We start from the raw sequence: 21,720 nt of genomic DNA on the forward strand, positions 1-21,720 counted from the left end.
GAGCAGGAAGAGCTTGGCGAAGGGCGCTGTGATGCGCACCTGCCGGGAGCCGAAGTCGACGAGCACCGCGAGCTCGCCCTCGACGGCGATGGCCCGGCCCAGGCCGTACTCGTCGTGGGAGACCCGATCGCCGACGGCGAACCGCTTGATCTGCGGCGTGGGCGCGGGGCGGAAGGGGCTGGTGGGGAGATGGCGCCGTGGCGCTGAATTCGTCATCCGTGTCAGTATGCGCCCAAATCCGGGCGCTGGGACCTGCCGCCCGGTAACGGATTTTCGGATTTTCTTGATCATGGACGTTCCGTTGCCGCAGCAGGCCGGGCGCCGGACCTCTCGGGGAGGCCCCGAAGACTGGGCGCGTCGGATCCCTCCGCACTGGCGTGAACCCTGCTACAGTCGTGGTAGTTGCAGTTGTGGTTCCCATGAACTTGTGTGCGCCTGCTGGTTGTGACCGCAGGCGCGTTTTTTGTTTCCCGGCTCTTTACTCCGGGCGGGCCCATCACGGCGACGCGGAGCTTGCGAAGTGTGAGCTCTGGACAGTCCCCTGAAGGAGTTTTAAATGGCTAATGGCACCGTGAAGTGGTTCAACTCGGAAAAGGGCTTCGGCTTCATCGAGCAGGAGGGTGGCGGTCCTGACGTGTTCGCCCACTACTCGAACATCAACGCCAACGGCTTCCGTGAGCTGCTCGAGGGCCAGAAGGTCGAGTTCGACGTCACCCAGGGCCAGAAGGGCCCGCAGGCGGAGAACATTCGCCCGCTCTAAGTAGGACCTATGCCCGTACGGCCGCTTCGGCGGCCGGGGGCAGCATGTCGCAGCCCCCGAGTGCTTCACTCGGGGGCTGTGCTGTTTTCCGGCCCGGTCAGTGCCCGTCCAGTTCGGCGATGGTCCCGGTCAGCCAGCCCAGCTCGGTCTGGGTGGTGGCCCGGGCGATCAGCAGCAGACCGCGACGGAACGGATCGTCGAATTCCTCGGCGCCGAGTGGCCGCTCGCCGTCGTAGAAGAAGCTGGCCGGTTCGTTGAGGAACGCGAGCCGACGGCGCAGTACGGCGGCCTGCTCAGCCGGATCACCCAGTTGGCGGAGGAAGGCCAGCACGGTGAACCACCGGTTCTCGTCGGTGATGTCCAGATCCTCGGGCGTCCGCAGCCGTGCCAGCAGGGCCGCCTGGCCGGCCTCGGTGAGATGCAGGGTGTGCCGGGGTGCGGCGGCCGTCCCGGGCTCGGTCTCCCGGATCAGCAGCCCGGCCGTCTCCAGCCGCTTGATCGCCGGGTACAGCGTGCCGTCACTGATCGGCCGGACGTGTCCGGTCAGCGCGGCGAGGTGGCGGCGCAGCTCGTAGCCGTGCAGCGGCCGCTCCTGGAGGAGACCGAGAATCGCGAGCTTCAGCATGCCCCCACTCTTCCAGATCCACCGCTCCCTATAGCGCTTCCGAGATACCTCGACTGCGAGGTATGGTGCTCGCCGGACCCGGACGAACAGAGAAGGAGTTGGCCATGCGGCATGCCCTCGTGACCCCCGACGGTGACCACCTGCGCTGGGTGGAGATCCCCGGCGCCGAACCGGCCCGGGTCTACCTGCACGGGCTGGGTGCCAGCTCGCCGGTGTACTTCGCCGCCGCAGTGGCCCATCCGGAGCTGGCCGGCCGGCGCGCCCTGCTGCTCGACCTGCTCGGTTTCGGCATCAGCGACCGTCCCACCGCCTTCCCCTACACCCTCGAAGCGCACGCCGACGCGGTCGCGACGGCACTGCGCAGCGCCGGGGTGAGCGGTGCCGAGGTCGTCGGGCACAGCATGGGCGGTGCGGTGGCCGTTGTGCTGGCGGCCCGTCACCCGGACTTGGTGGCCGGCCTGGTGCTGGTCGACACCGGCCTCGATCCGGTCACGCCCGCCGAGCTCGCCGACCCAGGAAGCAGCGGTCTGCTCGACCACTCCGAGCGGGAGTTCATCGACGGCGGGTGGCGTGCGGTGCGCGAGCGGGTCGGCCCGCTCTGGTGGGCGACCATGCGCCTGGCCGGCCGGGAGGCGCTGCACCGCAGCGCGGCCTCGCGGGCCCAGGGCGGCACGCCGGGCCTGCGTGAGCTGCTGCTCGAACTGCCCGTCCCGCGGACCTTCGTCCATCCGGTGGCCGACGGCGAGCCCGCGGGTGCCGACCGGCTGCGGGAGGCGGGAGTGCGGGTCACCGCCGTGCCCGGCTGTGGGCACAACATCATGTTCGACAACCCCGACGGCTTCGCCCGAGCGGTCGCGGACGCCTTCGCCGCGAGCGCGGCGGGCTGAGCGGTGCGGGCTGAGCGGTGTCGCCCCACGGGAAAGCCCCCGGCGAGTGAACTCACCGGGGGCTTTCGGCAGTTGTGGCCAGGGCCGGGGTCGAACCGGCGACCTCCCGCTTTTCAGGCGGGCGCTCGTACCAACTGAGCTACCTGGCCGTACTGCACCGTCTCTTGCGAGACGAGCGATCCTGACGGGACTTGAACCCGCGACCTCCACCTTGACAGGGTGGCGAGCTAACCAACTGCTCCACAGGACCTCGTGCGGAGCACATCCGCTTCGGTATCTTGCGACGCCGACTTTACTACGGTACTGCCGTGCCCCCAACGGGATTCGAACCCGTGCTACCGCCTTGAAAGGGCGACGTCCTGGGCCACTAGACGATGAGGGCTTGCGGCCCGCCCGGCTGACCAGCAGCGGTCGGGGACGTGAGAAGCATATGGGATGCCGGGCGGGAACGCCAAAACGGTTTCGGCCGTCCGAATCGGGGGCGGGCTCAGGACCAGCCGAGTTCGTGCAGCTCATGGTCGTCGAAGCCGAAGTGGTGGGCCACTTCGTGGATGACCGTGGTGCGGACCTCCTGGACCATCTCGTCGTAGGTCTCGCAGAGGCGGGTGGTCGGGCCCATGTAGATGATGATCCGGTCGGGCAGGACGCCGGCGTACCACTCACCGCGCTCGGTGAGCGGGGTGCCCTCGTACAGGCCGAGCAGCTCAGGGTCCGCCGGGTCGGGCTCGTCCTCCACGAAGATGGCGACGTTGTCCATCATCGCCGCGAGTTGCGGCGGGATCTGGTCCAGGGCATCGGCGACCAGCGTTTCGAACTCGTCCCGGGTCATGTCCACCGCCTCATTGTCGGGTGTGAGGTGACGCGGTGCCAGATCACCGGCGCCGGTGATTGCCGGTGATTCACTGGACCGGTGCTGAGCGATCGGGTGAGTCTGCGGGGCGAGGGGCCGGTCCTGGGGGTGGTCGCCCTGGGCGGGGTGATCGGTGCCTGCGGGCGGTACGGGGCCGGGCTGCTCTGGCCGGCCGGCCCGCTCGCCTTCCCCTGGAGCACGCTGCTGGTGAACGTGGCCGGCTGCGGCGCGATGGGGGTGCTGATGGTGCTGGTCACCGAGGTGCTGACGCCCCATCGGCTGGTCCGGCCGTTCCTCGGCACCGGGGTGCTGGGCGGGTTCACCACCTTCTCGACGTACGCGGTCGACGTGCACCGGCTGGTGACGGGCGGCGAGCCGGCCGTGGCGCTGGCCTACCTCGGCGGCACGCTGGTCACCGCGCTGGCGGCGGTCTGGGCCGGGAGCGCGGTCGCCCGGCGGCTGCCGGTGCGGTGGCCGGCGGTGCGGCGGTGAACTGGCTGCTGGTGGCCGTCGGGGCCGCGGTCGGCGCTCCGGCGCGGTATCTGACGGACCTGCTGCTGCGGGCCTGGTTGCTGCGGACCAGGCACGGCGGAGGGTTCCCCTGGGGCACCTTGACGGTCAACGTGCTGGGTTCGCTGCTGCTCGGGCTGCTGGTCGGGATCTGCTCGGCGCGCGGGCTGTTGCTGCTCGGCACCGGCCTGTGCGGGGCGCTGACCACGTACTCGACCTTCTCGTACGACGTGCTGCGGCTGGCCGAGGGTGGTGCGCGGGGCCGGGCCGTGGGCTATCTGCTGGCCACGCTGGTGGCCGGGATCGGCGCGACCTGGGTGGGATCCGGGCTGGCCGGGGCGTTCTGACCGGGCATCAGCCCGGCGGCCGGGGGCGCGGCTTACGGAGATCGGTTACCGGGCCGTGTCCTGCCGGGCCGGAGCGCGTTGGTCACCACAGGTGGCCGGGCGCGGCTGGTGAGCAGGGGAGGTGCCCAGGTGGCGGTGGTGCGGATGCGGACGGGGCGGCAGGTTGCCGGAGTGCTCGTACTGGCCCTGGCGGGAGCCGGGCTGACGGGTTGTATGTCGGTCGGCGGTGGCTCCGCCGACACCCTGCCGAGCAACGCTCCAGCGGGTCGGAGCGGCTCGCCCGGCAAGAGCGGGAGCGGGGCGCACATGCCGGGGCGGGGCAGCAGCGGGCAGCGGGTGGAGCACCTGGGGGGCGCGAGCCCGTCGGCGCCCGCCGGGGTGATCGGGGCCACACCCGCCGTGCCGGGGATCACCCCGCCGCCCGGGGCGCCCGCCCAGAACGGGCGGAGCGAGTCGCCGAGCGGTGCCCCCAGCGGTACGGCCACCGGCCCCAGGCCGGGTTCGGGCGGTACGGAGCCCGGGTCGAGCAGCCACCCGCAGCCCTCACCCAGCGAGGCGTCGAGCCCCTCGCCGACCCCGGTTCTCCCGAGCTCTCCGGTACCCTCGGTGAGTGACCCCGGATCTGCGGCCCCGAGCCCCAGCTCCGCCGGGCAATAGCGGTCTGGCCAGCAGGTTTGCCTTAGATACAGAGGCTGCCGTATGGTGGTAGATCGTTACTTTGATTCATTTGATTGGCGCCCTGAAATCCCCTGGCGCCCTTGGCGCGTTCCGGCGATTCGGTGGCTGACCGCATAGAGGCGGTTTGTAAACAGAACCCCGGACTTTGGCGCGTGCCACTTCCGGAAGGTTTTGCATGTCCCTCGTTGACAACGACCGCTTCGCCATGCCCGCGAACGGTTCGGACACCCTCGACACCCTGGTCGAGACCCCCGATGTCGAGATCCTGGACGACTCCGTCCTCGACGACTCCATCGACTCCCTCCTCGACGACTCCGCCGAGCTGGTCGAGGAGACCGCCGCGGAGGACGCCGAGCCCACCATCACCTTCGGCGACCTCGGTCTGCACGACGACGTGGTGCGGGCGCTGAACAAGCGCGGCGTCACCACCCCGTTCCCGATCCAGGCCGCGACCATCCCGGACGCGCTGGCCGGCAAGGACGTCCTCGGCCGTGGCCGTACCGGCTCCGGCAAGACCCTGAGCTTCGGTCTGCCGATGCTGACCCGGATCGCCGCCGCCGAGGGCCGTACCAAGCCCAAGCACCCGCGTGGCCTGATCCTGGTCCCGACCCGCGAGCTGGCCATGCAGGTCGCCGACGCGCTGGAGCCGTTCGGCTCGGTGCTCGGCCTCAAGCTCAAGGTCGTCTGCGGTGGCACCTCGATGTCCAACCAGATCTACGCGCTGGAGCGCGGTGTCGACGTCCTGGTCGCCACCCCCGGCCGGCTGCGTGACCTGATCAACCGCAACACCGCCAAGCTCGACGAGGTCATGGTCACCGTCCTGGACGAGGCCGACCAGATGGCCGACATGGGCTTCCTGCCCGAGGTCACCGAGATCCTCGACAAGGTCCCGAGCGGCGGCCAGAGCCTGCTGTTCTCGGCCACCCTCGAGAACGAGATCGACAGCCTGGTCAAGCGCTACCTGAAGGACCCGGTCACCCACGAGGTCGACGCGGCCCAGGGCGCCGTCACCACCATGAGCCACCACATCCTCGTGGTGAAGCCCAAGGACAAGGCCCCGATCACCAACGCGATCGCCGCCCGCAAGGGCCGCACGATCATCTTCGTCCGTACCCAGATGGGTGCCGACCGGGTGGCCGAGCAGCTGATCGAGGCCGGCGTGAAGGCCGACGCGCTGCACGGCGGGATGACCCAGGGCGCCCGTACCCGGGTGCTCGGCGACTTCAAGGACGGCTACCTCAACGTGGTCGTCGCCACCGACGTCGCCGCCCGTGGCATCCACGTGGACGACATCGACCTGGTGCTCAACGTCGACCCGGCCGGTGACCACAAGGACTACCTGCACCGCTCCGGCCGGACCGCTCGCGCGGGCCGCTCCGGTGCCGTCGTCACCCTGGTGCTGCCGCACCAGCGCCGTGGCGTCTTCCGCCTGATGGAGGACGCGGGCGTGGACGCCTCGCGTCACATCCTCGACCACGCCTTCGACCCCGAGGTGGCCCGGATCACCGGCGCCCGCTCGCTGATCGAGGTGCAGGCCGAGTCGGCCGCCGGGATCGCCGGTGCCGCCGAGCGTGAGGTCGCCGACATGGCGCGCACGCTGGAGCGTGCGCAGCGCCGCGCCAACGAGCTGCGCGAGGAGGCCGACCGCCTGGCCTCCCGGGCCGCTCGCGAGCGGGCCGAGCTGGGCATCGAGGACGAGCCGGTCGTCGAGACCGCCGCTGCCTCGGCTGACGAGGCGTCGGAGGGTGGCGAGGCCGCCGAGACCGTCGCCGCGCCGGCTGCCGTCGAGGCCGACCGCGCCCCCGCCTACCGCGAGGCGCGCAACGAGCGTCCCTCGTACGGTGACCGCGGTGACCGCGGTGACCGCGAGCAGCGTGGCGGGTTCAACCGGGACCGTGACGACCGCTCCGGTGGCCGTTCGGGTGGCTTCAACCGTGACGACCGTGCCCCGCGTACCGGTGGTTTCAACCGTGACGACCGCCCCTCCGGTGGCCGTTCCTTCGGTGGCGACCGGGACAACCGCTCCGGTGGCTTCAACCGTGACGACCGCTCCGGTGGCCGTTCGGGTGGCTTCAACCGTGACGACCGTGCSCCGCGTACCGGTGGTTTCAACCGTGACGACCGCCCCTCCGGTGGCCGTTCGGGTGGCTTCAACCGCGATGACCGTGCGCCGCGTACCGGTGGTTTCAACCGTGACGACCGCCCCTCGGGTGGCTCCTTCGGTGGCGACCGTCCGGCGCGTTCCTTCGGTGACCGCCCGTCCTTCGGTGACCGCGACAACCGTGGTGGCGGCAGCCGTCCGTTCGCCCGCCGCGACGACCACCGCTCCGGTGGCCGGCCGCAGTCCGGTGGCACCGGTGGTGGCTTCAACCGCGATGACCGTGGCGGCCGTTCGTTCGGCGGCGACCGCGACTCGCGTGGCGGCAGCTTCAACGGTGGCGCCGACCGCAACAAGCCGCGCTGGAAGAACTGACGCTCGGTAGCTCCTGAGACGGGCCCGCTCCACTTCGGKGGGGCGGGCCCGTTCGGTTTATTTGCGTGCCGTGGACGCGAGGTGTCGCTAGCGTCCACGGCATGAGCAGCAGACTGCACGAAGTGGCCACCGTGAACGAGGAGATCGCCGAGCGGGGGAGCTACCGGGTCGGCGCCGTCGAGGTCGAGGTGGGCGGGCCGTTGGCCGCCGCCCGGGCCGGGACGGTGTCGTACGGTCCGTCACATCGCCCGGCGGCCACCGGAGCGTTCGGCGGGGTGCCGGAGGTGACGGCCGAGGGCAGCATGCAGGCCGCCCGCCGGCTGACCGAGGACGGCGGCTCGCATGTCGCGGTGCTCAACTTCGCCTCGGCGCGCAACCCGGGCGGCGGCTACCTGCGCGGGGCGAAGGCACAGGAGGAGGACCTCTGCCGCAGCGCCCTGCTCTACCACTGCCTGCTGGCCGCGCCCGACTACTACGAGGCGCACCGCGCCTCCGGCGACCTCCACTACAGCCACCGGGTGATCTGGTCCCCGGCTGTCCCGGTGGTCCGGGACGACCGACGCGAGCTGCTCCGGCAGCCGTACGCCGTCTCGTTCCTCACCTCGCCCGCGCCCAACGCGGGGCAGCTGACGCTCCGTTCGGAGGGCCGGCCGGTCGACGTCCGGGCGGTGCTGGTGGAGCGGGCCGGGCGAGTGCTCGGGGTTGCGGCGGCGCACGGGGTGCGGGAGTTGGTGCTCGGGGCCTGGGGCTGCGGCGTCTTCCGCAACGACCCGGCCGAGGTGGCCGACGCCTTCGCGGTCGCCCTCGACTCGTACGGCGCGACCTTCGACCGGGTGGTGTTCGCCGTCTGGGACCGCACGCCGGTCTCGGCCAACCGGGCCGCCTTCGAGGCGCGGTTCGGGGGCTGACCTACTCAGGTCAGGGGCGGAGGGCGTCCCGCAGGGTGTCGAGCTCGGAGTCGGTCACCCCGTGGGTGTGGAGGTAGCCCGGGATGGAGCCGTGGAGGTCGTGGATGCGGGTGAGGGCGGCGCGGAGGTTCTCGGGGCGGACGGCGTGGGTGAACTGCTGTTGGCCGTGTTCGTCGGTGTAGGGGACCGGGCCGTGGTCGAGGCCGAGGCTGGGGTTGGAGCGGAGGTAGTCGGTGATGATCTCGGCGTCGGAGAGGCCGGCCAGCGACTGGATGACGGCGATGGTGAGGCCGGTGCGGTCCTTGCCGACGGCGCAGTGGATCACTGCGGGGAAGGCGTCCGGTTCGGCCAGCCGGCGAATGGTGCCGGCCACGGCGGGGCCGCCGACCTCGGCCATGAACGGGTAGGCCTCGGCCTGGGTGGCCGGCCAGGTCGGCTTCGAGCCGTCGTTGTCGGGGACCAGCGGGAGGTGGTGCAGCCGGTAGGTCAGCCCGTGGCGCTCGTCGGGCCAGACGGCGAGCTCGGCCGCGGTGCGCAGGTCGATGACGGTCCGGACGCCGAGGCCCTTCAGGCGCTGGGCGCCGTCCGGTGTCATCCGGTTGAGGGAGCCGGAGCGGTACAGCAGGCCGGTGCGGAGCCCGCCCACCCCCGCGTCGCGGAAGTTCTGCACGTCGGGTACGTCGACGAGGGTGGACGCGGCGTCGAACTCACGGTCGGTCGTCATGGCCGTCACGGTAGCGTGCACGACGTGGGGGGAAGGGCGAATTTCGGCAACCCGGTGGGCAGTTGGTCAGCGTCCGCCGGCCAGGTCGAGGAAGGCGCCGGTGACGTACGAGGCGCCGGGCGAGAGCAGGTAGAGGATGCCCTCGGCGACCTCCTCGGGGCGGCCGCCGCGGCCCATCGGGAGCAGTGGTCCGACCCGGTCGACCCGGGCGGGTTCGCCGCCCAGGGCGTGGATGTCGGTGTGGATCAGGCCGGGCCGGACGGCGTTGACCCGGATGCCCTCGCCGGCGACCTCCAGGGCCAGGCCGGTGGTCATGCTGTCCAACGCGCCCTTGGAGGCGGCATAGTCGACGTACTCGTTGGGCGAACCGAGCCGGGAGGCGGCGGAGGAGACGTTGACGATCGCCCCGCCCCGGCCGCCGTACCGGGTGGACATCCGGCGGACGGCGGCGCCCGCGCAGAGGAACGGGCCGGTGATGTTGGCCGTCCAGATCCGGGCCAGCCGGTCCTCGTCCAACTCGTCCAGGCGGCCCTGCTTCTCCAGCGTCCCGGCGTTGTTCACCAGGGCGGTGAGCGGGCCGAACTCCTCGTCCACGGTGCGGAACAGCCGCTCGACCTCGGCGCTGCGGCTGACGTCCGCCCGGACCGCGAGCGCACTGCCGCCGGCTGCCTCGATCCGCTCCACCACACCGGCCGCGGCGGCTTCGTCGGTGCGGTAGTTGACGCACACTCGGTAGCCGCGCTCGGCGGCGAGCAGTGCGGTCGCGGCGCCGATGCCTCGGCCGCCGCCGGTGATCAGGATCACTTCATCACTCATGGGCCGACCGTAACCGATGAGCTGGTAGGGGTGGTTGCGGGGCTGCCAGGGCTACCGGGAGGCCGCTCGGATGGCGGCGATCTTCGGGGCGCGGCTCTTGGGTGAGTCGAGACTGAAGCCGCGGGCGTCACCGAGCTGGTCCCGGACGAAGGTCTCGACCCGGGCCACCGCCTCGCGCAGTGCCTCGTCGGGTGGCACGAAGAGCTGGTGGACGATCTCGCCCGCCTCGGTGTCGTACTCCCAGATCCCGATGATCCGGCCCCGGTCCACCACCAGGTGACTCTGCGGGTCGGCCTCGCTGCCGAAGCTCCGGCCGCCCTTGGTGGCGGGGGAGGAGCGTTCGGCATCGGCGGGATCGAGCAGCCGGGGCAGGTCGCGGTGCAGCAGGTGCAGGCTGTCGATCCCGGCCAGCAGCGCGTACGACGGAGTGGCTGGGGTGCTGAACTCGTCGAATTCGGCATGGAGTTCGGCCGGGATCAGCAGTTCGGTACCGGGTAGCTCGACCAGGTCGAGCGGGGCGGTGGCGGCTTTCGCGGTGGCGGCGGTGAAGCCGGTGAACCAGCGGAAGTGCTTGATCGAGGCCGGGGCAGCCCAGGAGAAGTACCGTTCGGCCAGCTCGGTGGCCGAACCACGGACCGGCTGGTCCCAACTGACGTAGCCGTAACGCTGTTGGTCCAGGCGGCCGTTGACGGGGACCCGGCGGATCAGCCCCCGGGCCTGCAGCAGGCCGAGGGCGATCGGCAGGGTGGTGGTCCGGCCGCGTCGGCGGCCCGGTTCGCCGAGGCCGCGGACCGCGTCGCCGACCGCCGCCCGGATCGCCGTCGGCTCCAACGGCTCGGTATCGGAAAGGACTTGGGAGATGGCGAGGCAGAGTTTCTCGATCTCGTCCCGGCTCACACCGAGGTGCTTCCCGGCCATCGCCACATCGCTCTCGGGTGTGGCGGCCCCGGCCGCCAGGCCGAGGGCGAAGTCGGCAGCCGGGAGCACGTACGTGCAGCCCCGGGCGGACGGCAGCTCGTGCACCTCCAGCGCGGCCACGGCCGCGTCCACCGTCGCCCGGTCCAGCCCGGCCCGGGCGAACAGTCCCAGGTACGGGCTCGCGCCGCCGACCGAACGGGCCCAGCCGGTGGCCGTCAGCACCTCGGCAGCCGAGGCGCCCCGGTGGCCGCCGTCCAGCCACTGCCGGTGCGCCCACCAGGCGCGGAGTTTCGCCGTCGGGATCCCGCTGTTCGCCATGGGGCCAGTATCGGCGGGGCGGGGCCCGGGCGGGTGCAGCGCCGTCCCGGCGGGTCGGGGCGCCCTGCCTTCGCCCCTCGATAACCGTTCGACTCCGGGTCCTGGGAGTCGGGAGACTGCGGTGACCTGCCAGCGGCCGCCGAGGAGGCGAACCCCATGCACGTCCTGCTCTCCGGCATCGTCGGTTCCACCGCGTACGGGCTCGCGCACGCGGGCTCGGACCTCGACCGACTCGGCCTGTTCGCGGCGCCGACCGAGGAGTTCCACGGCCTGCACCGCCCGTCCGAGTCGCACGTCACCACCACGCCGGACCGCACCCTGCACGAGGCGGCCAAGTGGTGCCGCCTCGCCCTCGGCGGCAACCCGACCGCGTCCGAACTGGTCTGGCTGCCCGAGGAGTTGTACGAAGTGCGGACGCCGCTCGGCGAGGAACTGATCGCGATCCGTACCAGCTTCCTCAGCGAGCGCGCTGTCAGGAGCTCCTATCTCGGATACGCCACCCAGCAGTTCAGGAAACTGACCACCCGGGACACCACCGACCCGGTCACCCGGGCCCGGGCCGCCAAACACGCCCGGCACCTGATCCGTCTGGTCCGCCAGGGCATCACCTTGCACGAGACCGGCCACCTGGAGATCCGGCTCGCCGACCCGGCCGGGGTCCGCGCTTTCGGCGAACGGATCGCCGACCGCCCGGAGCTCGCCGCGGACCTCCTCGCCGACGCCGAACGCCGCTTCGACCGGCCCGGTGTCCTGCCGGCAGCTCCGGCCGAGGCGCCGGCCGAGTCCTGGCTCCGCCGGGTCCGGGCCGCTCACCTCGCCGTCGCCTGACGGCCGACGCGGCCGCGGGGTCGGCGGCGCGGGTGCTGCGGCGCGGCGCGCACGGCAATCGGCTGGCCAGACAGCAGGGGGCACCGGGTAGGATCTCGGTGGCAGCGCCCAGGCATGACGGGGGCGCAGGCTGATGGGCCGCTAGCTCAATTGGCAGAGCTGCGGACTTTTAATCCGTAGGTTCAGGGTTCGAGCCCCTGGCGGCCCACCCGCAACCCCAGGTCAGGCAGTCTCTGGCCTGGGGTTTCTGTCGGAACGGGGACAGTGCCCGCAAGGTGCCCCAGATTCGCCGCTCGGCCTGCTGCACGGCGAACGCACCGGTAGAGAGAGACAGCACCGTGCTCGGACAGCCCACTGCTCGGCGCCGTAGTGCGGGCGCGGGCCGGACCACCCGTGGTGTAAATCTGAACAGGTGTCGAGCGTATTCATCGGGAAATGTTCCGTCGGTAAACTCCGGTCGGTCCGGTGAACTCAATGGAGTGGATATCGGATTCCGCGCCACAGTCCGCGCAGTCCGGTGAGGTTGAATGGGCGTATGAGCTTATCTGCGATCGTCTTGGCCGCCTCATGTGTCGCTGTCTCAATTCTGACCCTGTTTCTGATGGTCAGATATGTTCCACAGCGATGGCGCGAAGGATCCGGCCTGAAGGACGGCATCGAACATTTTTCGGCCCTCAACAGGACACTGTTCAGCTTTATCCTGGCCCTCTCGATCGTCTCCGCCGGAGCGAGCCTGAGCAAAGCCGCCGACGAGGTCAGCAGCGAGGGTTCAAGCCTTGTCAACCTCTACTGGGCGACTCGGCCCTTGTCGGAGAAGTCACGCGCGGAGGTACGTGACCTGGCGCGCCGGTACACGTCCACGGTGATCGACGAGGAGTGGCCGGAGATGGCGGAGGGCAGGTCCAGTGCGGGGGCCCAGGAGCTGTACGACGAGCTGCGTCGGGTGCTGCAGGACACGGCGGGCGAATCCAAGCAGGAACAGACTTTCGCGCGGGATTCGCTGGTAGCCCTCCGAGAAGTGGGGGACGCTCGGCGCGCGCGGATGCTGGCGGTGTCCCAGGAGGTTCCCAACTATCTCTGGATCGGCCTGATCCTGTCCGCCGTGCTGCTGGTGGCCACGTCCGCGCTCCAGATCGAGGCCCTGACCTGGCCGGGGGTGGTCGGAATCGGCGGGCTGGCGCTGCTGCTGGCCAGCGTGCTGACCTTGTTGTCGGCCATGAACCACCCCTTTGGCGGGGGAATTCACGTGGAGCCCGATTCATTGGAATTCGCGCTGAATCGCTTCTCTGTCATCTGACCTCGGCCCGCAGGTGTGAGATCCGTACCAGGGCGGGCAGGCGGGTGTACGCCTCGGCGTCGAAGCGGCCTGCCTGTGGGGCGAGCACGGTCGCGGCGGAGAGGGCGACGGCCTGTCGGAGCCGGTCCGGCCAGGGGGTGCCGTGCAGCAGGCCGACGGCGAGCGCGGCGACCGCCGCGTCTCCGGCGCCGGTGGGGTTGCCGGGGACGCGGTCCGGCGGGGTGGCTCGCCAACTGCCGTCCGGGGTACAGGCGATCAGGCCGTCCGGGCCGAGCGAGGCGGCGACCGCCAGCGCACCGAGCGCGCGCAGGCGGCGGGCGCCCTCGAACGGGTCGGCGGTGCCGGTGGCTGCCGCGAGCTCGTGCTGGTTGGGCTTCACCAGGGCGGGGCCGGCGGCCAGGCCGTGCAGCAGGGCGGGGCCTTCGGCGTCGAGCAGGACCGGGATCTGCCGGGCCCGGGCCAGTTCGCCGAGGACGCGGTAGGCGTCCGGCGGCAGGCCGGCGGGCAGGCTGCCGGAGAGCACCACCACACCGGCCCCCGCCAGCAGCGACTGATAGTGGGTCAGGAACGCCTGCCACTCCGCCGGGGTGACGACGGGTCCGGGTTCGAGGTAGCTGGTGGCGTCGCCGGCCAGCTGCTCCACGACGGCCACGGTACGGCGGCTCTCGCCCGCCACGGCGAACAGCCGGGCGGGCAGGCCGGCGACGGCCAGTTCGGCGGCCACCGCCTGTCCGGTCGCGCCGCCTGCCAGGCCGGTGACCAGCGTGTCGTGCCCGAGAGCGGCCAGCGTGCGGGCGACGTTCACGCCCTTGCCGCCCGCCTGTGCGCTCACCTCGCGGATCCGGTTGCTGCCGAACTGCCGTACCTCGTCCAGGTGGTAGGTGACGTCCAGGGCCAGATTGAGGGTGACGGTCAGGATCGTCTGGCTGGGCACGTGGCTGCTCCTGATGCTCGAATGTGCTTGCTTTATAGCGTTTTCAAGCATCAATGCGCAACAAGGGCAGGGCCCGCCGGAGGTGTCCGGCGGGCCCTGCGGCACGGGGTTGGAGCGGGGGCTCAGTACAGCTGGTTGGCCATGCCCCAGGTGCCTGCGTACGCACCGCTCATGGCGAAGGTCGCCATGCTCGGCCGGTAGATGCCGAAGGTGGTGCGGCCCTTGCTCAGCCAGTCACCGACGATGGGTTGGTCGCCGGGGTTGCCGAAGACGGCGGTGGAGACGGTGCCGTTGTCGTGACGCAGGCCGAAGGTCGCGCTGCTGGGGCGGAAGATGCCCAACTGCGCGTGGCCGACACCGTCCCAGTCGCCGACCAGCGGGATGTCACCGGCTTCGCCGAAGGGGACGACGGTGGTACTGCCGTTGTCGTGGCGGACGGCGAGCAGGCGGCTGCTGGGCCGGAAGATCGCCAGCTGGGCGTGGCCGTTGCCGTCCCAGTAGCCGGGCAGCGGGATGTCGCCGAGGTCGCCGTAGGGGACGACGGTGGTGCTGCCGTCGGTGTGGCGCAGAGCGAAGACGCCGTTGCGGTAGATCCCGATCTGGTCGTGGCCCTTGCCATCCCAGTCGGCGATCGCCGGGAGGTCACCGGGCTGGCCGAAGTTCACCTTCGTCACATCGGCCGGACCGCCCTGAGCGGTCGAACGCAGCGCCCAGGTACCGCCGTTGAAGATCCCGTTCGCGGACGGGTTTCCGGCGGCCCAGCGCCCGGCGATCGGTACGTCGCCGGGCACGGCGAAGTTGATCTGCGCCTGCCCGTCCGCACCGGCCGTGCGGCCGTGGTCGTCGGTCGCGGACAGCCGGATCGGGTAGCGCCCGGGCGCCGCGTAGGTGTGCGGGACCGTGCCCAGGCTGTCCGGTCCGGTGCGGGCGACGGCCGGGGTGCCGTCGCCGAAGTCCAGGCTCCGGCCGGTCACCGGCCAGGGGCTCGTGACGCTTGATTCGGCCTCGACGAAGCCGGGGTGGGAGCCCGGACGGTTGTGATAAACCGTCAGGCGCGCGGTGAGGGCACCGACGGGCTCGACGGTAACGCTCTCCTCGGCCGTCAGGGTGGCGCCGGTGCGGTCGGTCGTCGTCAGCTTGAGGACGTAGGTGCCGGGAGCGTAGGTGCGGGTCAGCGGGAAGGACGGAGCCGTCACCAGCGCACTGCCGTCGCCCAGGTCCAGGGTGCTGACGGTGGGGTACCACGGGGAGTTGACGACGCCGTAGACGGTGACGTCCAGCGGGTGGCCCAGCACGCTGCCCGGCACCGGGTTGAGCCCGATGTCGAACGGCTTCTGGTACTCGAAGGCTCCCCGGTCGTGGCGGCTGGTGCCGGTGCCGGTGTTCGCCACGATCGGGTCCTCGACGCGTGGCCTGCCCAGCAGGTCGACGTCCAGCCGGCCGGTGGCGCTCTCGTCGGCCGAGTCCATCGCGGCGGTGTCGGCCTTGGGTATCAGGTCGATGTTCGGCTCGCCGAACAGGGTGATCTTCGGGTCGACGTCGAGGTCGTGCACGCCCTGGCCGGTGGCCGCGGTGAAGGCTGCCGGGCCGGTGGCCGCCTTGCCGCCCCAAGAGTAGGCGAGGCCACCGGGGTTCGGGTGCACCAGGTTGTAGTCGACGACGGTGCCGGGGACGGAAGCCGCCGAGACGCTCAGGTCGACCTCGTCCCTGCAGGCCGGACCGAGTGCGTTCGCCCAGATCGCGTTCTCCGCCACGAGGTTGTTGCGGACGGCCGCGCCGGAGGAGTTGCCGAGCAGCGCGATGCCGTGCCCGCAGTTCTCCACCACGGTGTTGGAAGTGAGGACTGTGCCGGGGGCGTCGGTGACGGTGATCCCGCCGCCCCGGTTGGCGTTGAACGCGTTGGTGGTGACGACCGTACCGGCCACACCCGCGTCCACGGCCAGGCCGGCGCCACCGCTGCCGCCGAAGCGGTTTCGGCTGATGGTGGTGTTCGTGGTCTTCCCGCTGAGCCGGACGGCCGGTGCGGGGGTCGAGAAGTACCCGGACATCGTGCCGGCGAGGTGGAAGAGGCTGCCGGTGATCGAGACCCGGTCGGAGTCCTTGACGACCACGGCCTCCTGCCACGACTGGAAGGCCAGGTCCTTGAGGACGATGTCGTGGACGCCGGTGGCCGTGATGGAGTGCGGGAGGGCCGGGTTCCCCGAACGGGAGCCGCCGACCACGTTGGTGGCCGACTTCGTGGTCCTGGGGTCGAGCTCGCCCTCGAAGACGATCGGGTTCTGGGCGGTGCCCGACTGCTTGAGCACCACCTGCTCCTGGTAGTACCCGCCGCGGATCCGTACGGTCTGGCCCGGCTGCACGTCATCGGCGGCGGCCTGGATGGTGCAGTACGGCTGCGCCTCGGTGCCGGAGCCGGCGTCCGAGCACACGGTGCTGCGGTTGTAGACGTGGAGCACTGTCGCCTCGGCCTGCGCCGTCAGGGCCGGCAGCGAGGAGCCGATGACGGCCGAACTCACGAGGGCCGCGGCGATACCCGCGCGGCGATGGTTGAACACTGCTGATCCCCCAGTCAGTTGAGCGGAGCACCCGGGCCGGTCGTGACGCTCACAGCGTCGGAGGACGGCCTTCCGGCGGCGCGGCGCTCAGTATGCACGAGGGCTTCCGACCCCCCTGGTGAGGGGTGTCCGACGGGACGAAAGCCGATGGTGTGGGCCGGAATCGTGGTGGATACTGATCGCCGGACTGATAGGGATGATCGGATCATCTGTTCGTCAAAGTCCGGCCAGGCAGCGCCATTTCTTTCCAAGAGGGATCAACTGTGTCAATTCGCCGCTTTGTCGGCCTAGCCGCAGCTGTTGCCAGCTCGGCTGTCATCGGCTCCTCGGTTCCCGTTCTGACAGCGCAGGCCGAGGCGGCTGTGCTCCACGTCGACAAGCTGAACACGAGCTGCTCGGACGCCGGGACCGGTACCGCGGCGCAGCCGTACTGCACCATCCAGGCCGCCGCCGACGACGTGCAGCCCGGCCAGACCGTGGAGATCGCCGCCACCGGCTACCACACCTCCTACGACGAGCAGGTGACGGTCCGCAGCTCGGGCGCCCCCGGGGAGCCGGTCACCTTCCGGGGTGTCCCCGCCCGGGGTGAGCGGGAGATCCTGATCGGCACCCCTTGGTCGCTGGTGGATCCGCGGACCGTTCCGCACGGATTCCTGATCTCCGGGGTACACGACGTCACGGTCACCGGCGTGGTCCTGAGCACCCCTCAGGAAGGCGTGCTGGTACGGGACTCCCAGCGGATCGTGCTGGACGGCAACACGGTCAACAACGCGGGCGACGTCCCGCCCGTCGACGGCGCGCCCGCCTTTCCCGCCAACGCTCCCGGTATCCGGCTGACCGGTGCGACCGCGGATGTCACGGTCAGCCGCAACCAGGTGCACGGCAGCGGGACGGTCGGCATCGCGGTCGAGGCCGGTGCGGCCAGGACGGTCGTCACCACCAACCAGGTCGTCAGCAGCGGCACGCACGGAGTGCTGGTCACCGATGCCCCCGGCACGGTCCTGACCAGCAACACCGTCTCGCAGAACTGCCAGGCCGGGATCGTGCTGGCCGGGAACTCCTCCGGCAGCACGATCAAGAACAACATCCTCAACGAGGACTACACCTCCTGCGCCGTCGGCCCGCAGTTCGCCGAGCTGGTGGTCTCCGCAGGGTCGACCGCCGGGACCGTTGCCGACTACAACACGGTCCACCCCTGGACCGGGAAGGCCGCCTACTCCTGGGGCGGCACGGTCCGGACGCCGGCCGAGTTCAAGGCCCTCGGCCAAGGCGGGCAGGACAGTGCCGTCGACCCTCGGCTCGGATATGCCAACGGTGACCAGTACGCCCACACCGCCGTGGTGGGGGTGACCGACGCGGCCGACGAGTCGGCCCCCGGCCAGCTGAGCACCGACATCAACGGCAGGCCGCGGGTCAACCACCCCGGCATCGCCGACACCGGCACCGGCACCGGGTACTCCGACCGGGGTGCGACCGAGATCCAGGACCCGATCGGGGCCTCGGTGTCGGGCTCCGCCCAAGCTGAGCCGGGGCACCCGCTGCGCGCCGTGGTGCAGGGGTCCTACAACCCGGGCTGGTCGTCGGCGGGCGTCACGCTGGACCTCGGTGACGGGAGCGCTCCGATCGCTTCCCCCGGCCTCCCGGTGACCCACGACTACCCGGCCGCCGGTACCTACACCGTCACCCTCACCGCGACCAGCACCCAGGGACTGGTCCGGAAGTCCACGGCAACGCTGACCATCAGCAAGGTGGGCCCGGTCGTCGCAGGGTTCTCGGTCGGACAGCAGGACCGCTCCGTCCCGACGGTGACCTTCAGGGACCAGTCGTCCAGCCCCTGGACGGTCTCCAAGTACGTCATCGACTTCGGTGACGGGTCTCCTGTGGTGGTCTCGAACGGCCCGACTCCGCCGGCCCTCACCCACACCTACGAGGTCGGCAGGACCTACACCGTCTCCGAGACCGTGTACGACGACCACGGCCGCTCCGCGAGCAGCAGCGCCCAGTCCTACGTGGTCGGTCCGCAGCCCGGTGTGCCGGTCACCGGCTACTTCGGCGGTCCCACCACGCAGGTCGGACTCTTCGACAACGGCCGCTGGGCCGTCAGCTACCAGAAGGTCACCGCGCAGGCGAGCTTCAACCCGTCGTTCGGCAACCCCGGTGACATCCCGGTGGTCGGGCGCTGGGAGACGAACGGTGCCCCGGCTCAGCTGGGCGTCTACCGGCCGAGCAGCGCCAGCTTCGCGCTGCAGCTCGGCAACGGCTCCGTGGTCACCGTGCCGTTCGGCGAGCCGGGTGACATCCCGGTGCCGGGCTACTGGGACCGCAACAATCACCACCAGTTGGCGATCTACCGTCCCAGCAGTGGCCTGCTTGCCGTGCGCCACGACGACGGTTCGGTGACCACGCTGCGCTTCGGCAGCCCGGGCGACCTGCCGGTGGTCGGTGACTGGGACGGTGTCGGTCACGCCCAGTTCGGCATCTTCCGGCCCGGCGCGACTGCGGGTGCGGCGAACACCTTTGCCCTGCGGCACGACAACGGCAGTGTCTCCACCGCCACTTACGGGGAGCGGGGTGACCTGCCGGTGGTCGGTGACTGGTCGTGGAAGAACCGGACCACCTTCGGGATCTTCCGTCCGAGCAGCCACACCTTCGCGCTGAGCAACGCCTACGCCCAGCAGGCCGACATGGTCTTCAAGGTCACGAACTGACCTGACGTCACCAGCTGGATAACCCGGACGGCCGGGGCGGACACCACGTCGCTGATCGGCTCATCTGTTCGTCAGAGTCCGGCCAGGCAGCGCCACTTCACTTCTTTCCAAAAGGGATCAACTGTGTCCATTCGCCGCTTTGTCGGCCTAGCCGCAGCTGTCGTGAGCTCGGCTGTCATCGGATCCTCGATCCCGGTGCTGACCGCACACGCCGAGGCTGCGGTCCTGCATGTCGACAAGCTGAACGCGAGCTGCTCGGACGCCGGTTCCGGCACTGCGGCGCAGCCGTACTGCACCATCCAGGCCGCCGCCGATGACGTGCAGCCCGGCCAGACGGTGGAGATCGCGGCCGTCGAGCCCGGCAACGCCTACGCCGAGCAGGTCACCGTCCGGCGCTCGGGTACCCAGGGAAAGCCGGTCACCTTCCGGGGTGTCCCCGCTCCCAACAAGGACTACGTCATGCTCGGCACCGGATGGTCGCTCGAGAGTGCGCGGACCATCCCGTACGGATTCCTGATCTCCGGGGTGCACGACGTCACGGTGACCGGCTTCTACATCGCGACGCCTCAGGAGGGCGTACTCGTCCGGGACTCCCAGCGGGTCGTGCTGGACCGCAACACGGTGTCCGACGCGGGTGACCCCCCGACCGTGAACGGCACGCCCACGTTCCCCACCGACACCCCGGGTATCCGGGTGACCGGGGCGGCCTCCTCGGACGTCACGGTGAGCCGCAACCAGGTGTACAGCAGCGGCACGGCCGGTATCGCGGTCGAGGCCGGTGCCGTCAGGACGGTGGTCACCACCAACCTGGCCGGCAACAACGTGACCCAGGGAGTGCTGGTCACCGACGCCCCCGGCACGGTCGTGACCAGCAACACCGTCACACAGAACTGCGTGGCCGGGATCACGCTGGCCGGGAACTCCTCCGGCAGCACGGTCGAGAACAACATCCTCGCCCAGGGGTACAGCTCCTGCAGCGCCGATCCGGGCTTCGCCGAGGTGTTCGTCTCCCAGGGGTCGACGGCCGGCACCGTCGTCGACTACAACGTGGTCCATCCCTCGAGCGGGAGGGCCGGCTACTCCTGGGACGGCAAGTCCTACGCTTCGGCAACCGACTTCAAGGTCACCGGACAGGGCGCGCACGACAACGACGTCGACCCGAGGTTCGGCTACCAGTACACCCCGACCGCCGCGGCAGGTCTGACCGACGCGGCGGACGAGTCGGCCCCCGGTCAGCTGGCCACCGACATCAACGGCAACCCCCGGGCCAACCACCCGGGCATCGCCGACACCGGCACCGGCGAGAGTTCCACGGACCGGGGCGCGACCGAGATCCAGGACCCGATCGGGGCCTATCTGCAGGCGTACCCCTACAGCTCGGCGGAGCACCCGCTGCGTGTTGCGGCACAAGGCAACTACACCCCGGGCTGGTCGTCGGCCGGCGTCACGCTGGACTTCGGCGACGGGACTGCCCCGGTCGTCTCCCCGACCCTCCCGACGACTCACGACTACGCGGCCGCCGGTGTCTACACCGTCACCCTCACGGCGACCAGCACCCAGGGCCTGGTCCGGAAGTCCACCGTGACGCTGGCCATCGGTGAAGTCGGCCAGATCCGTGCGGACTTCGGGGTCGCGCAGCTGGACCGCTCCGTCCCGACCGTGAGCTTCACGGACCAGTCGTCGTCCAGCCCCTGGCCGGTCTCCCGGTACGTCATCGACTTCGGTGACGGCACCCCCGCGGTGGTCTCGAACGGCCCGAGCGCGCCGAACCTCACTCACACCTACGCGGCCGGTGGCACGTACACCGTCACCGAGACCGTGTACGACGACCACGGCCGCTCGGCTACAGGCACCCACGGGACCTACGTCGCCGGTCCGTTGTCGGGCACGCCGGTCACCGGCTACTTCAGCGGTCCCACCACGCAGGTCGGGCTCTTCGACAACGGCCGCTGGGCCGTCAGCTACCAGAAGGTCACCGCGCAGGCGAGCTTCAACGCGTCGTTCGGGCAGGCCGGGGATGTCCCGATTGTCGGCCGCTGGGAGATGAACGGTCCCCCGGCTCAGCTGGGCGTCTACCGGCCGAGCAGCGCCGGCTTCGCGCTGCAGCTCGGCAACGGCTCCGTGGTCACCGTGCCGTTCGGTGAGCCGGGTGACATCCCGGTGCCGGGGTACTGGGACAACAACGGTCACCACCAGTTGGCGATCTACCGTCCCAGCAGTGGCCTGCTCGCCGTACGGCACGACGACGGTTCGGTGACCACGCTGGGCTTCGGCAACCCCGGCGACGTGCCGGTGGTCGGTGACTGGGACGGTGTCGGTCACGCCCAGCTCGGCATCTTCCGGCCCGGGGAGACCTCCGGTGCGGCGAACACCTTCGCCCTGCGGCACGACAACGGCACCGTCTCCACCGCTGGTTACGGAGAGAAGGGCGATCTGCCGGTGGTCGGTGACTGGTCCGGGAAGAACCGGACCACCTTCGGGATCTACCGTCCGAGCAGCCGCACCTTCGCCCTGAGCAACGCCTACGCCCAGCAGGCCGACCTGGTCTTCAAGATCACGAACTGAGCTGAGCGCTGACGGCCCG

The 21,720-nt window shown here is 70.7% G+C and carries 18 protein-coding genes and 4 tRNA genes; 11 read left to right on the top strand and 11 right to left on the bottom strand.

All coding sequences use genetic code 11. From position 1 onward, the window contains the following. Positions 1-216, bottom strand: a 216-nt coding sequence (locus tag ACXJMZ_RS07035) for a hypothetical protein (protein ID WP_057234322.1), incomplete at its 3' end; no start/stop codon positions are given. Positions 217-556: 340 nt separating this feature from the next. Between ACXJMZ_RS07035 and ACXJMZ_RS07040 the strand changes: the two genes are divergently transcribed. Then, positions 557-760 (top strand): cold-shock protein, encoded by a 204-nt coding sequence (locus tag ACXJMZ_RS07040; RefSeq protein WP_045694210.1) that lies wholly within the window; start codon positions 557-559, stop codon positions 758-760. A gap of 97 nt (positions 761-857) precedes the next feature. On the opposite strand, the gene ACXJMZ_RS07045 is transcribed toward ACXJMZ_RS07040, so the two are convergent. Next, positions 858-1,385, bottom strand: a complete 528-nt coding sequence (locus ACXJMZ_RS07045) for a PadR family transcriptional regulator (protein WP_457029098.1) — start codon at positions 1,383-1,385, stop codon at positions 858-860. A gap of 104 nt (positions 1,386-1,489) precedes the next feature. Here ACXJMZ_RS07045 and ACXJMZ_RS07050 point away from each other — a divergent pair, with 104 nt between their 5' ends. Next, positions 1,490-2,272 (top strand): alpha/beta fold hydrolase, encoded by a 783-nt coding sequence (locus ACXJMZ_RS07050; RefSeq protein ID WP_457029099.1) that lies wholly within the window; start codon positions 1,490-1,492, stop codon positions 2,270-2,272. Between the two features lie 75 nt (positions 2,273-2,347). On the opposite strand, the gene ACXJMZ_RS07055 is transcribed toward ACXJMZ_RS07050, so the two are convergent. The 4 genes from ACXJMZ_RS07055 to ACXJMZ_RS07070 all read right to left on the bottom strand — a co-directional run bounded on the left by ACXJMZ_RS07055 (position 2,348) and on the right by ACXJMZ_RS07070 (position 3,101). Continuing rightward, a tRNA-Phe gene (locus ACXJMZ_RS07055) sits at positions 2,348-2,421 on the bottom strand. Between the two features lie 27 nt (positions 2,422-2,448). Further along, positions 2,449-2,522 (bottom strand) — tRNA-Asp (locus ACXJMZ_RS07060). Between the two features lie 59 nt (positions 2,523-2,581). Further along, positions 2,582-2,654, bottom strand: a tRNA-Glu gene (locus tag ACXJMZ_RS07065). 105 nt (positions 2,655-2,759) lie between these two features. Continuing rightward, on the bottom strand, positions 2,760-3,101 hold the full coding sequence (locus ACXJMZ_RS07070; RefSeq protein WP_457029276.1) for a metallopeptidase family protein: 342 nt from the start codon (positions 3,099-3,101) through the stop codon (positions 2,760-2,762). Positions 3,102-3,182: 81 nt separating this feature from the next. Here ACXJMZ_RS07070 and ACXJMZ_RS07075 point away from each other — a divergent pair, with 81 nt between their 5' ends. The 4 genes from ACXJMZ_RS07075 (at position 3,183) to ACXJMZ_RS07090 (ending at position 8,038) form a co-directional block, all read left to right on the top strand. Further along, entirely contained in the window at positions 3,183-3,614 is a 432-nt protein-coding gene (locus ACXJMZ_RS07075) for a fluoride efflux transporter FluC (protein ID WP_457029100.1), read from the top strand. After that, positions 3,611-3,979, top strand: a complete 369-nt coding sequence (locus tag ACXJMZ_RS07080) for a fluoride efflux transporter FluC (RefSeq protein WP_457029101.1) — start codon at positions 3,611-3,613, stop codon at positions 3,977-3,979. Before ACXJMZ_RS07075 ends, ACXJMZ_RS07080 begins: the two co-directional genes overlap by 4 nt. 853 nt (positions 3,980-4,832) lie before the next feature. Further along, entirely contained in the window at positions 4,833-7,130 is a 2,298-nt protein-coding gene (locus ACXJMZ_RS07085; protein ID WP_457029102.1) for a DEAD/DEAH box helicase, read from the top strand. Positions 7,131-7,231: 101 nt separating this feature from the next. After that, entirely contained in the window at positions 7,232-8,038 is an 807-nt protein-coding gene (locus ACXJMZ_RS07090) for a TIGR02452 family protein (RefSeq protein WP_457029103.1), read from the top strand. Between the two features lie 10 nt (positions 8,039-8,048). On the opposite strand, the gene ACXJMZ_RS07095 is transcribed toward ACXJMZ_RS07090, so the two are convergent. The 3 genes from ACXJMZ_RS07095 to ACXJMZ_RS07105 form a co-directional block, all read right to left on the bottom strand. Continuing rightward, the gene (locus ACXJMZ_RS07095) at positions 8,049-8,762 is read right to left on the bottom strand and encodes a tyrosine-protein phosphatase (RefSeq protein ID WP_457029104.1); all 714 of its coding nucleotides are present in this window, start codon (positions 8,760-8,762) and stop codon (positions 8,049-8,051) included. 66 nt (positions 8,763-8,828) lie between these two features. Next, entirely contained in the window at positions 8,829-9,578 is a 750-nt protein-coding gene (locus tag ACXJMZ_RS07100; RefSeq protein ID WP_057234307.1) for an SDR family oxidoreductase, read from the bottom strand. Positions 9,579-9,629: 51 nt separating this feature from the next. Beyond that, positions 9,630-10,814, bottom strand: coding sequence for a DNA glycosylase AlkZ-like family protein (locus tag ACXJMZ_RS07105; protein ID WP_457029105.1), 1,185 nt, complete (start codon positions 10,812-10,814; stop codon positions 9,630-9,632). Between the two features lie 126 nt (positions 10,815-10,940). Between ACXJMZ_RS07105 and ACXJMZ_RS07110 the strand changes: the two genes are divergently transcribed. The 3 genes from ACXJMZ_RS07110 (at position 10,941) to ACXJMZ_RS07120 (ending at position 12,939) form a co-directional block, all read left to right on the top strand. Beyond that, a complete protein-coding gene (locus tag ACXJMZ_RS07110) occupies positions 10,941-11,642 on the top strand; it encodes a nucleotidyltransferase domain-containing protein (protein ID WP_457029277.1) in 702 nt (233 codons plus the stop codon). 135 nt (positions 11,643-11,777) lie between these two features. Next, positions 11,778-11,850 (top strand) — tRNA-Lys (locus ACXJMZ_RS07115). Positions 11,851-12,177: 327 nt separating this feature from the next. Further along, positions 12,178-12,939, top strand: coding sequence for a bestrophin-like domain (locus tag ACXJMZ_RS07120; protein WP_457029106.1), 762 nt, complete (start codon positions 12,178-12,180; stop codon positions 12,937-12,939). On the opposite strand, the gene ACXJMZ_RS07125 is transcribed toward ACXJMZ_RS07120, so the two are convergent. Both ACXJMZ_RS07125 and ACXJMZ_RS07130 read right to left on the bottom strand, forming a co-directional pair. Then, positions 12,932-13,873, bottom strand: coding sequence for a 1-phosphofructokinase family hexose kinase (locus ACXJMZ_RS07125; RefSeq protein ID WP_457029107.1), 942 nt, complete (start codon positions 13,871-13,873; stop codon positions 12,932-12,934). The genes ACXJMZ_RS07120 and ACXJMZ_RS07125 overlap by 8 nt on opposite strands. 122 nt (positions 13,874-13,995) lie before the next feature. After that, positions 13,996-16,389 carry a right-handed parallel beta-helix repeat-containing protein gene (locus ACXJMZ_RS07130; RefSeq protein ID WP_457029108.1) on the bottom strand — a complete coding sequence of 798 codons (2,394 nt, stop codon included), beginning with the start codon at positions 16,387-16,389 and terminating at the stop codon, positions 13,996-13,998. 401 nt (positions 16,390-16,790) lie between these two features. Here ACXJMZ_RS07130 and ACXJMZ_RS07135 point away from each other — a divergent pair, with 401 nt between their 5' ends. Together ACXJMZ_RS07135 and ACXJMZ_RS07140 are read left to right on the top strand one after the other, a co-directional pair. Next, positions 16,791-19,136 (top strand): right-handed parallel beta-helix repeat-containing protein, encoded by a 2,346-nt coding sequence (locus ACXJMZ_RS07135; RefSeq protein WP_457029109.1) that lies wholly within the window; start codon positions 16,791-16,793, stop codon positions 19,134-19,136. Positions 19,137-19,298: 162 nt separating this feature from the next. Continuing rightward, positions 19,299-21,701: a PKD domain-containing protein gene (locus ACXJMZ_RS07140; RefSeq protein ID WP_457029110.1), complete on the top strand. Its 2,403-nt coding sequence runs from the start codon at positions 19,299-19,301 to the stop codon at positions 21,699-21,701. The last annotated feature ends 19 nt before the right edge of the window (positions 21,702-21,720 follow it).

The organism is Kitasatospora sp. P5_F3 (assembly GCF_054049135.1).

Coding starts and splice junctions, on each gene's coding strand:
- ACXJMZ_RS07045 (WP_457029098.1), bottom strand. CDS start 1,385: ATGCTGAAGCTCGCGATTCTCGGTCTCCTCCAGGAGCGGCCGCTGCAC.
- ACXJMZ_RS07105 (WP_457029105.1), bottom strand. CDS start 10,814: ATGGCGAACAGCGGGATCCCGACGGCGAAACTCCGCGCCTGGTGGGCG.
- ACXJMZ_RS07050 (WP_457029099.1), top strand. CDS start 1,490: ATGCGGCATGCCCTCGTGACCCCCGACGGTGACCACCTGCGCTGGGTG.
- ACXJMZ_RS07070 (WP_457029276.1), bottom strand. CDS start 3,101: ATGACCCGGGACGAGTTCGAAACGCTGGTCGCCGATGCCCTGGACCAG.
- ACXJMZ_RS07090 (WP_457029103.1), top strand. CDS start 7,232: ATGAGCAGCAGACTGCACGAAGTGGCCACCGTGAACGAGGAGATCGCC.
- ACXJMZ_RS07100 (WP_057234307.1), bottom strand. CDS start 9,578: ATGAGTGATGAAGTGATCCTGATCACCGGCGGCGGCCGAGGCATCGGC.
- ACXJMZ_RS07120 (WP_457029106.1), top strand. CDS start 12,178: ATGAGCTTATCTGCGATCGTCTTGGCCGCCTCATGTGTCGCTGTCTCA.
- ACXJMZ_RS07095 (WP_457029104.1), bottom strand. CDS start 8,762: ATGACGACCGACCGTGAGTTCGACGCCGCGTCCACCCTCGTCGACGTA.
- ACXJMZ_RS07040 (WP_045694210.1), top strand. CDS start 557: ATGGCTAATGGCACCGTGAAGTGGTTCAACTCGGAAAAGGGCTTCGGC.